We start from the raw sequence: 10269 nt of genomic DNA, 5'->3' as shown, positions 1-10269 counted from the left end.
TGGTTTAAGACGTGTACGATCTCCACTCGCGAGAACTCACAGGCTTTGACGAAGCACGTTCCCTTTGCCTCTGTCTCTCCTCTTTTGGAGTGAGAGCAGGGTATGCGACAACACCTTCTTTTTTTTTCTACGGTTGATTATTTCTCTAACAACTCTGGAATCGGGTAATGAATGGTAAGACCTAACTTGGAGGAATCATCATGAAACCACAAAAGAGAGGCTTACCTAAAAATCGAATCATTCCTGAACGAAAAATGTATTTTCGTCCGGAATTTACTCATTGTCCTGATTGTGGAACTAAACTCAAGCGTCATCACAACGCCTCAAACAAAATTGTAGCGACTCTTGAAGGCATTATTGAAGTCTGGAATATGGCGTATCACTGTTCGAATCCAGTCTGCGACAAACCCAAAAGGTATTTTCGCTCAGTTCAGGCAGATGCTTTGTGTCTCAAGCACACTTCGTATGCCTACGATGTGCTAGTGCTGGTCGGTGAAATGCGATTTAAGCAACATATGACCGTGACTGAGATTTCAGAAGCCCTATCACAGCGCGGCATTCCCACTTCAGAACGCCATGCCATGCGCCTTTATGAATGGTATCTAACCTTGCTTCGCGCCTCTTTGACCGCTGATGTAGAAGAACAGTTAGCCGACGTAGTCAAGGAATATAACGGACTCCTTCTTTCTATGGATGGTATTCAGCCAGAGAAAGGAAATGAAACGTTGTATGTGGTACGTGAAGGGTTTAGTGGCCGGATTATAATGGCAAAAAACTTAAAAAGCGGTTCTAAAACCGAGCTTATGGCTCTCTTAAAACCCGTCAAAGACCTTGGATTTCCTGTCATTGGACTCGTCAGTGATGGACAACAATCGATTCGGCTGGCGATGGCGGAAACTTGGCCGGAAACCCCGTACCAATACTGCCAGTACCACTACCTTAAAGACATTGCCAAACCGGTCGTTGATCTGGACCGCAAACTCAAAACCGGTCTCAAAAAAAGCCTGCGGGGTCTGCGAGAAATTGAAAAGCAAGTAGAAGATGACGATTCATTAGAAAGCGAAGTCACTCGGGATTACTTAGCTGCCACTCGCTCGCTTCTGCTGGAGGACGGAAATCCCCCACTGGATCTGCCGGGGATTCAAATTTATGAGAAAGCTGAGGCCGTGAAAGCTTCACTCGAAAAGAGTGTAGCTAAAAAAAGGGGGCCGTCCTCCTGAAAAAGGTTCTTCTTTTGTTCCGCAAACTGCCTGAATTCACTTCAAAGTACCACGCGGTGAAACGGTGGCTGGTTCCGATTCAGGAAACCGCCAAGTTACTTGCTCCTGCAACGGTCACGGAGGACCAACGTAGTGAAACGGTACGTTTTGAGATGCAATGTTTGTTGTCCTGGATACAAAAAACGTATACCCGAAAAGAAGATGTCGAATTCGTATCCAATTTCCAAAGCTATACCCGTGGCTTTTGGAAAGGACTCTTTACCTACTACGATTCGCCGTGGGTCCCACGTACCAATAATGACCATGAACGTTTTTTTCGTCAAACCAAAACAAAACACCGGCGAACGACGGGACGCCGCAGTTGGAACGAACATATTCTCCGATGTGGTGAGTTTGTCGTGCTTGTCGATGATGCGTTAAACCAACAGAATCTCGTGCCGAGGTTGCAACGAGTTTCGTATGAAGATTTCAACCAAGAACGTTGTCGATGGGCGAAGCGGCTAGACGAAACCACGAAACGCAGACGCTTCCGCAGAGACCCCGTTGCCTACCTTAAACAGATTGAAAACAAATTATGTTAGCAAATTAATCAACCGTAGTTTTTTTTCCAGACTACTTGTCTCTAAAAAAAAAATTCTGGGCGCATACTCATCCGAGTTTTCTCCTCCAGTCTGTTACCAGCTTTCATTGGCCCGGACTTACTCACTACTACGGAACGATCCGCCATCTCGCAGCCCTTCGGCTTGGCTTTCCCTTTCGGTTATACCGCCCCTACCTCGTCCGCGTTTGCGCCAAGGAGACTACGAGACTTCCCTCAGTCATCTGCACCTTCTGTTCTGTCCATCCTGACCCTAATCACGTCGATGAGTCCTACAGGTCATTTCCCTTTAGTTGTTTTCCTGTAAGATATATGAATTCGTATAGGTTTCCCCGTTTTCTTGGCGGGTCACCCAACATCGCCGCCACCTCTGGTTCACTGCATTCCGGGCTGGACTTTGCCTGCAGGCCCTTCAGATTCTTCCTCGCGGAAGACACCCTGCCTATCCGGGCAACCTTCGGTTGCCCGGATATCTACTTCGGCTACGGCACTTTAAAGGGTAAAGTTACCGGGTGGACTTGAACCACCTAGATGGTGCGACTGTGAGGCGCACAAAAAAACCGGCCCCCGAGGGAGACCGGCATAAAGTAGTTGGAAAAGTGACTGGCTTAAAACGGAGTAATGCCTGAAGCAGTAATTAATTCACGCTGCCCTGCACAAGTGCGGCAACTTCCTCGGCAGTGCCGAGCTGAAGCGCTTTGGCCGCCATTTCCTTCATGTCAGCGGCAGACAGCTTCGCGATCTGGCTGCGTGCCGGCAGAATGGAAGTGGCGCTCATGCTGAATTCATCAAGGCCCAGGCCCAGCAGCAGCGGAATCGCCGTGCTGTCGCCGGCCATTTCGCCGCACATGCCGGTCCATTTGCCTTCAGCATGGGCTGCGTCGATGACAATTTTGACCAAGCGCAGAATCGCCGGGTTGTATGGCTGATACAGGTAGGATACCCGTTCATTCATACGGTCGGCAGCCATTGTATATTGGATAAGGTCATTGGTTCCGATGCTGAAGAAATCCACTTCCTTGGCGAACTGGTCAGCCAGGACGGCAGTGGAAGGAATCTCAACCATAATGCCCAGTTGAATGTTGTCCGACACTTCCTTGCCTTCTTCGCGCAGCTTGGCCTTCTCCTCCAGCAGCAAAGCACGGGCCGCACGGAATTCGCCAAGCGTGGCGATCATCGGGAACATGATCCGCAGATCGCCATGGGCGCTTGCCCTGAGCAAGGCGCGCAGCTGGGTGCGGAAAATATCCTGTCGGTCCAGACACAGGCGGATCGCCCGGAAGCCAAGGAACGGGTTCATTTCCTTCGGCAGGTCCAGGTAAGGCAGCTCCTTGTCGCCGCCGATATCCAGCGTGCGCACAACAACCGGCTTGCCGTTCATGTTCTCCAGCACGGTGCGGTAAGCATTGTACTGAATTTCTTCGGAGGGCAGCTTGTCGCGGCCCATGTACAGGAACTCTGTGCGGTACAGACCCACACCTTCGCCGCCGTTATCGATCACCCCGTTCACATCGTTCGGTGTGCCGATGTTGGCGGCCAGCTCGACATGCTTGCCGTCAGCCGATACGGTCGGCTCGTCGCGGAGCTTTTTCCACTCGGCGATTTGCAGATCATAAGCGGCCTGCTTAGCTTTGTACTCTGCCACTTCGGCATCGCTCGGGTTAATCAGAACGTCGCCGCTCAGACCGTCGACAATCACCAGATCTCCTGCGTTGACTTCGGACAGTACATTCTTGGTGCCGACTACCGCCGGAATTTCCAGGGAGCGGGCCATGATGGCCGAGTGCGAGGTCCGGCCGCCGATGTTTGTCGTGAATCCCTTGACGAAGTTGCGGTTCAGCTGTGCCGTGTCGGATGGTGTCAAGTCCTGGGCGATAACGATAACCTCTTCGCTGATCTCTGCCGGACTGACATAATGAATGCCCAGCAGGTGGTTCAGTACGCGTTTGGTCACGTCGCGCATATCGGCAGCGCGTTCCTGCAGGTACGCGCTTTTCATATTTTCGAACATTTCAATAAACTGATTGGCTACTTCATTCAGGGCGTAGTCCGCATTAACCGCTTCCTCACGGATTTTGTCCATTACGGGACTGATCAGCTCCGGATCTTCCAGAATCAGCAGATGGGATTCAAAAATCTCCGCCTTCTTCTCACCCAGCTCAGCAAGTGTACGCTCCTTGATGCTCTGCAGCTCGCTTTTGGATTTCTCCAGCGCGTCCGTCAGCTTGGCAACCTCTGCCTCCACATCGGCGACAGCTGTTTTTGTAATGGTATAATCCGGATGTTCCAGGATAAAGGCACGGGCTACGGCAATGCCTGCTGAAGCCGCGATTCCTGAAATTTTACTCATGCAGCTCTCCCAGCCCTTCTTTAACCATAACTTCCTGAAGTGCGCCCAGCGCTTCGGTTTCTTCACTGCCCTCAGTAATCAGAGTCAAAGTGTCGCCTGCTTCAAGACCCAGGGACAATACGCCGAGGATGGATTTAAGGGTTACCTTTTTGCCCTTGGCTTCTGCAAACGCTTCAGTGCCTTTAAATTTAGTTGCTGTATTAACCAGCGCTGTTGCCGGGCGTGCGTGAATTCCGTCTTCGTCGATAATTCTGAATGTTTTTTGCATGATAATATCCAACTCGCTTTCTGTTCATATAGATTTGTGATGTATGGTAAAAGCCGCGCTTCCTTTGATTATAAAGGAAGCGCTGCGCTATTGCACATTTTACAGGATGCTGATGATATCCTTGTCGCCGATAACCGCTTTGCCCGGCTTCTTCAAAGTAACTGCGGAACCTTCCGGCAGATTGGAGAAAATCACCGGTGAAATTATGGAAGGCGCATGAGCCTTGACGTATTCCAGATCAACCTCCATGATCGGCTGCCCTGCGGCAACCAGATCGCCCTCTTCGACCAGAATGGTGAAGCCCTGGCCCTTGAGCTTAACCGTGTTCACGCCGATATGCACCAGTACTTCCTTGCCGCCGTCGGACATGATGCCGATCGCATGCTTGCTTGGGAAGACATTGAACACCTTGCCGTACACCGGCGAAGCAATCTTGCCGTCATAGGGCAGGAATGCAAAGCCGTCGCCGGTCATCTTCTGTGAGAAGACCGCATCCGGTACCTGTGTGATATCAAGCAGTTCCCCGTTGACCGGGGAGACGATATCTTCAGGGATGATGGCAGCGCCTTCTTCACCCGCCTGCTTCTCAAGCTCAGGCTGCGGAGCGGCTCCGGCCGGGGATGCGGCCGGCGTTCTGCCGTCCATGACATCCTGAATCTGCGATTTGATCGTATCTGAACGGGTTCCGAAGATCGCCTGCACGTTGTTGCCGACCTCGAGCACACCGGACGCGCCCAGCTTCTTCAGACGGTTCTTGTCAACGCCGGCTTTATCTTTAACCTCTACACGAAGCCGTGTAATGCAGGCGTCGAGATGTGTAATGTTTTCTTTGCCGCCCAGCGCTGACAAAATGTTGCGCGGCAGATCGTCGCCGCTTCTGGACACATTCTCTGTATTTGCTTCTTCGGCATCATCGGACGGATCCTCACGGCCCGGTGTTCTGAGATTGAACTTCCGGATAACAAAGCGGAAGCCGAAGTAGTAGATGACCGCAAGCACCAGGCCCACCGGAATCACCAGCCACCATGCTGTGCGGTTCGGAATAATGCCGAACAGCACATAGTCAATGAAACCGCCGGAGAACGTCATCCCGATTTTGACATTCAGGATATGCATGGTCATGAAGGACAGACCCGCGAATACGGCATGCACTGCGAACAGCAGCGGGGCTACGAACAGGAACGAGAATTCCAGCGGCTCAGTGATCCCTGTCAGGAAGGATGTAAGCGCAGCGGACACCATCAGGCTGCCGACTATCCGTTTGTTCTCGGGTCTGGCTTCATGATAGATCGCCAGCGCCGCTGCCGGCAGACCGAACATCATGAACGGATATTTGCCGGTGGTGAAGGTCCCCGCTGTGAAATCAACGCCGTCACGCAGCTGCTGCATGAAAATCCGCTGGTCCCCGCGGACCAGATCGCCGGCCTTGTCGATATAGCTTCCGAATTCATACCAGAACGGCGAGTAGAAGATGTGATGCAGACCGAATGGAATCAGGGAACGCTCGATGACCCCGAAGATGAAGGCCGACAGCGTCAGATTCGTATCAATCATGCTTTGCGATACATAGTTCAGGCCATGCTGGATTGGCGGCCAAATAATCGTGAGCGCAAGGCCGAGGATCAGGGAGGTCACCGCCGTCATAATGGGCACAAAACGTTTACCCGCAAAGAACCCCAGATAGGAGGGCAGCTCTATGCGGAAGAAGCGCTTGTACATGGACGCCGCCAGTATCCCGACCAGGATACCGCCGAAGACACCGGTCTGCAGGGTGGGAATCCCCAGGACACTGGAGTAGGCAAAGTCCTGCTTGCTGAGCACCCATTCATTGATGCCGAGCACCGTTCCCATGGTCACGTTCATCACGAGGAACCCGATAATAGCCGCAAGCCCGGCTACCCCTTCACCGCCGGCCAGCCCAATGGCTACGCCGACCGCAAAGAGAAGCGATAAGTTGCTGAAGACAATTTGTCCCGAGTTCATCAATACATTGGCAATGGCCTGGACCACATTATTTTCCAGTGCCGGCACATACTGCAGGAAGTCGGGGTTAACCAGCATGTTGCCGATCCCAAGGAGCAGACCTGCGGCAGGCAGAATGGCCACCGGAAGCATAAGCGCTTTACCGACCCTCTGCAATACGCCGAACAGTTTTTTGAACATTGCTTCACTTCCTTATTCATTAATCATTGATTTCTTTCAAACAGAAGACAAAAAAGGCATGAGTAACACAGTATACAGGCTGCTCCACTAACACAAGGTTAGATTACCCCGAGTTGGGGCTGGACAACCAAAATACTGTAAATCACTCATGCCTGATCGTATCAGTTACACGCTTTGTATTCTGTTTTGTTTTACCAAGGTCAATTGTAGCACCGTTCATTTCAACATGCAAGCATAAAATCCCCACGCCATGGGGCCATCGGCTGTGCTGCCGGTTACGGCTGCCCCATATCCGCTTCATCCTCTTTTTTCTGGGCAAGGCGCTGCAAATGAATCGTCAGGTAGCTCACCTCTGCTGCGTATACAGGAATATGCACCCGCTGCTCGATGACCTTGGTCAGCTTCCAGGCCAGCATGTACATCTCCGGGTATTCCCGTTTCATCAGACCGTCCAGCGAAGAGGTCTCTCTGACGGTTTCTCCCCGCCGCAGCCGCTCCAGCACAAAGCGCAGATGAGTCACGAGCCGGGAGTAATCCAGCGATTCGCGCGGAATATGATAATCCAGATTGTCCTCCACCAGATTGACCATGTCTCCTATCAGCAGGGAGTGCAGCTTCACCTCGGAAATATGCCGGTTGCTGAGTGCGCTGACAATATGCAGGGCGACAAAGCCGATTTCGTCCGGAGGCAGCGCAACTCCCATCGCCTCGTTAATCCGCCCTACCGCATACTCCGCCAGACTGTACTCTTCCGGATAGATTTCTTTGGTTTCGTACAAAAAAGGATTATGTATGGCAATATTCTGCTCGTTTCTGCGGATGGCGAACGAGATATGATCGGTCAGCGCAATGTGGATATGCTCATTCAGCGGCTGGCGGCTGCTCTGCAGGATATGCAGCACAATCTCCTGCACAACCTCAATAAGCTTCTCGTCCACCTGGGGGATCAGCTGCTTATATTGTTCCTGCTCCTCCTGGTTGCGGAGAATAAACATCTTCTCCACGGAGGACAGATTGATCCGGTCGCGCATTTTGCGGTTAAACCCGATGCCCTTGCCAATAACAACCACTTCGGCATATTGGGGATGCTGGGCAATAATCACATTATTATTAAGTACCTTCGCTACTGTTATGCTGCTCACTTCCGACACCTCTTTTAATTCTGAATACCCTTTCCCATTTAAAGCAGCCCGTATTAATGAAGCAGCATGTGTAGATTATACTTGAGCTGCCATCATACATCAAGAATTCCATATTTAGAAGCGCCGGAAGGAGAGCCTTATTTCACACGGAAGGTTCGGTACGAATATCTGTAGACCAGCAGCAGGGCAATCAGCATGTAGCCCGCAGCCGCAAGCAGTACCATCATGGCAAAACGGGCGGGGGTACTCTGAAGCTGCAAGGAGATAACCCCCACGGCGAGAACGATGCTGTTGACGATGCTGAAGAACGGATTCTTCAGGTTCAGCTCTGTGCTGTAAGGCTGGAAGATATAATACATAAACAAATGATGCACCGAGAAAAACAGCGACAGTCCAAGAATCACACCGCAGAAAATCATTGCTTGCCCAGCTCCCCAAGCTTCCCCTGACAAGAAGATGAGCAGATTCACCGCCAGGCAGACCGCTGTGGCAGGAATCAAATTGAGGCCGCTGATGCGGAGCAGGCGAATGCGGAAATTGCTCAGAATTGCCGACCGCTCACGGTAGAAGCCGTGGCGCAGCAGGCTCAGGTCACAGTTGAAGAACATCGCTTTGCAGACCCGCTCCCCAATGGAAGTGAAATTCATGACAATGACAAACACCGGCAGCGCGCCGGTCAAATACTGGACCAGCTTCGAGAACGTGTCCGGCAAGGCCAGCAGGGTCAGCAAGCCTGCCGCAAACAATGCGCCAATAATTACCAGTCTCCGCTGAATGGGCTGGGCCAGGAAACGTCTGTGCCGGGAGAAAAAGATCGCGTTCAGATAGGCATAGCCGCTTTTTCCGGTGAATTGATCAGGCCGGAGCTGCTCCGCCGAGTAGTCCTTCTCTTTGGTTTCCACCTGCTTCATATTCGCTTCTTTCATCATGCGCCCCATATCCAGCAGGGGGTCATCAATCTTGGTCACTGCGTCCACTGCGTTCCGGTAGCGGGGATACCTGGCAATGTACCATGCCGACAAAGCTCCCAAAGCCGCAAGTGCCAGAACCAAAGGAAGATTAAACAGAACGGCATCCATATCCAGAGAAGCCCTTCCCAAATACAGAGGCACATAAGCCAGCAGGTAACCCGCTCCAATGACGGACCAGACCCAGCCCGTTTTTTTGACCAGCACGATTTCCCAATGGTCGAACAGCCACAGGTGCAGCGCTTCCCAGCCGGTGCGGCAGAACGTCAGCAGCAGCGACAGAACCAGGCCCTGCCAGAGCGGAGCAGCCAGCAGGCGGGCAAATACCAGCATTGCCGGCAAAAAATAAATAAAAAAGGTTAAGCCCCTGAGAGCCAGCGTAGCATGCATGTACTTGTCAGCCGGCAGCCGCATCAGCTTCACGCAGATATACTTGTCGCGCTTGGGTTCCAGAATCACCGCACTTGAGACTCCGGCCACAACAAAGCTGAGCAGCACCAGAATATGCAAATAGAGGTCATATTGCCCGGAGGCCGGCAGCTCCCTGGCGGTGAGCAGTACAGGCAGATACACGATAAGCCCCAGGTAGGCAAACTTGGACAGGAATCCCCAGAGGATTTTCAGGATGGCCGCCAGGATCGTAACAGTCCTCTTGAGCGCGGTCCGGGAATAGACACTGTCATTCATCAGCCTCCCGAGCAGAGGTATTCTTCCAAAATAGTACAGAAGCCGGTTCGCCCCCGACGCCCCGCGGATTTCCATGATGCTCTTCAGCGTGCTAATCATGGCCGCCGCCGTCCCTCAGCAGTGCAATGATCCGCTCCTCGAATTCCGGACTGTGCAAAGTGTCAGCGGGAATTTCCTGAAGCACGCCATTGTTCAGTATCACAAGCTCATCGCACAGATCGGCGGCAAGCTGCAGAATATGGGTGGAAAAAATAATAATATGGTCCTGCTTCATCTCACGCAGCAGCTTCTTGATCTCCAGCGCCACCACGACGTCAAACGAGGTAAGCGGCTCATCCAGCAGGATCAGCGGGGGGCGGGTGATGATGAAGCACAGCATCTGGATTTTGTTCTTCATGCCGTGGGAATAGCCCTTGATCAGCCGATGCCGGTCTCCCGGTTCAAACCGGATAATGTCAAAATAGTCCTCGATGGTTCTTCCCGGTTGAATTTTGTCCCGGTTGATGTCCATATAGAACTTCACAAACTCATGGCCTGTCAGAAATTCCGGCAGAATCGGCAATGAAAACACATACCCGATCTCCTCTTCAAGAAGCGGAAGGCTGACCTCCCCTCTCCGCAAAAAAGCGCCTCCGCTGTCCATCCGGGTTTCTCCGCTCAGACAGTTGAACAGTGAAGTTTTGCCGGCGCCGTTACGGCCAAGCAGGCCGTAAATTTTCCCTTTTTCAAAGGTAAAGTCGATGCCTTTGAGCACATGCTTGTCATCAAAGCTTTTGCGGATATTATCAAGGATCAGCTGCATCGGGTCTCCCTCCACTCCTCTTGAAGTCATTAATAATAAAAAAGCAAGGGATGACGGGCTGAAGCTGCCGG

Annotated in this window: 8 protein-coding genes; 2 read left to right on the top strand and 6 right to left on the bottom strand. The window is 52.1% G+C overall.

The features are described from left to right. Window positions 1-200: 200 nt before the first annotated feature. Together HYD27_RS29890 and HYD27_RS29885 are read left to right on the top strand one after the other, a co-directional pair. Window positions 201-1220 (top strand): transposase, encoded by a 1020-nt coding sequence (locus HYD27_RS29890; protein ID WP_219221420.1) that lies wholly within the window; start codon window positions 201-203, stop codon window positions 1218-1220. A gap of 14 nt (window positions 1221-1234) precedes the next feature. Then, a complete protein-coding gene (locus HYD27_RS29885) occupies window positions 1235-1801 on the top strand; it encodes an IS66 family transposase (RefSeq protein WP_219221418.1) in 567 nt (188 codons plus the stop codon). A 654-nt stretch (window positions 1802-2455) separates the two neighbouring features. Here the strand turns inward: HYD27_RS29885 and ptsP are convergent. The 6 genes from ptsP to HYD27_RS29855 all read right to left on the bottom strand — a co-directional run bounded on the left by ptsP (window position 2456) and on the right by HYD27_RS29855 (window position 10198). Further along, on the bottom strand, window positions 2456-4168 hold the full coding sequence (gene ptsP / locus HYD27_RS29880; protein WP_219221417.1) for a phosphoenolpyruvate--protein phosphotransferase: 1713 nt from the start codon (window positions 4166-4168) through the stop codon (window positions 2456-2458). Beyond that, a complete protein-coding gene (locus HYD27_RS29875; RefSeq protein ID WP_219221415.1) occupies window positions 4161-4436 on the bottom strand; it encodes an HPr family phosphocarrier protein in 276 nt (91 codons plus the stop codon). Before HYD27_RS29875 ends, ptsP begins: the two co-directional genes overlap by 8 nt. A gap of 99 nt (window positions 4437-4535) precedes the next feature. Beyond that, on the bottom strand, window positions 4536-6599 hold the full coding sequence (gene ptsG, locus HYD27_RS29870; RefSeq protein WP_219221413.1) for a glucose-specific PTS transporter subunit IIBC: 2064 nt from the start codon (window positions 6597-6599) through the stop codon (window positions 4536-4538). A gap of 275 nt (window positions 6600-6874) precedes the next feature. Next, entirely contained in the window at window positions 6875-7741 is an 867-nt protein-coding gene (gene glcT, locus HYD27_RS29865; RefSeq protein WP_219221411.1) for a glucose PTS transporter transcription antiterminator GlcT, read from the bottom strand. Window positions 7742-7878: 137 nt separating this feature from the next. Next, window positions 7879-9495 carry a hypothetical protein gene (locus HYD27_RS29860; RefSeq protein ID WP_219221410.1) on the bottom strand — a complete coding sequence of 539 codons (1617 nt, stop codon included), beginning with the start codon at window positions 9493-9495 and terminating at the stop codon, window positions 7879-7881. Continuing rightward, entirely contained in the window at window positions 9488-10198 is a 711-nt protein-coding gene (locus tag HYD27_RS29855) for an ABC transporter ATP-binding protein (protein WP_219221409.1), read from the bottom strand. Before HYD27_RS29855 ends, HYD27_RS29860 begins: the two co-directional genes overlap by 8 nt. Window positions 10199-10269: the final 71 nt, after the last annotated feature.

Origin of the sequence: Paenibacillus sp. S150, assembly GCF_019352175.1 — a bacterium.
Taxonomy (GTDB): domain Bacteria; phylum Bacillota; class Bacilli; order Paenibacillales; family Paenibacillaceae; genus Paenibacillus_AQ.
The sequence above is the reverse complement of the archived record's forward strand: the minus strand, read 5'-3'. Positions and strand labels throughout refer to the sequence as shown.

Excerpts from the sequence above, each read along its gene's own strand:
- HYD27_RS29860 (WP_219221410.1), bottom strand. The coding sequence starts at position 9,495 with ATGATTAGCACGCTGAAGAGCATCATGGAAATCCGCGGGGCGTCGGGG.
- HYD27_RS29875 (WP_219221415.1), bottom strand. The coding sequence starts at position 4,436 with ATGCAAAAAACATTCAGAATTATCGACGAAGACGGAATTCACGCACGC.
- ptsG (WP_219221413.1), bottom strand. The coding sequence starts at position 6,599 with ATGTTCAAAAAACTGTTCGGCGTATTGCAGAGGGTCGGTAAAGCGCTT.
- HYD27_RS29890 (WP_219221420.1), top strand. The coding sequence starts at position 201 with ATGAAACCACAAAAGAGAGGCTTACCTAAAAATCGAATCATTCCTGAA.
- HYD27_RS29855 (WP_219221409.1), bottom strand. The coding sequence starts at position 10,198 with ATGCAGCTGATCCTTGATAATATCCGCAAAAGCTTTGATGACAAGCAT.
- ptsP (WP_219221417.1), bottom strand. The coding sequence starts at position 4,168 with ATGAGTAAAATTTCAGGAATCGCGGCTTCAGCAGGCATTGCCGTAGCC.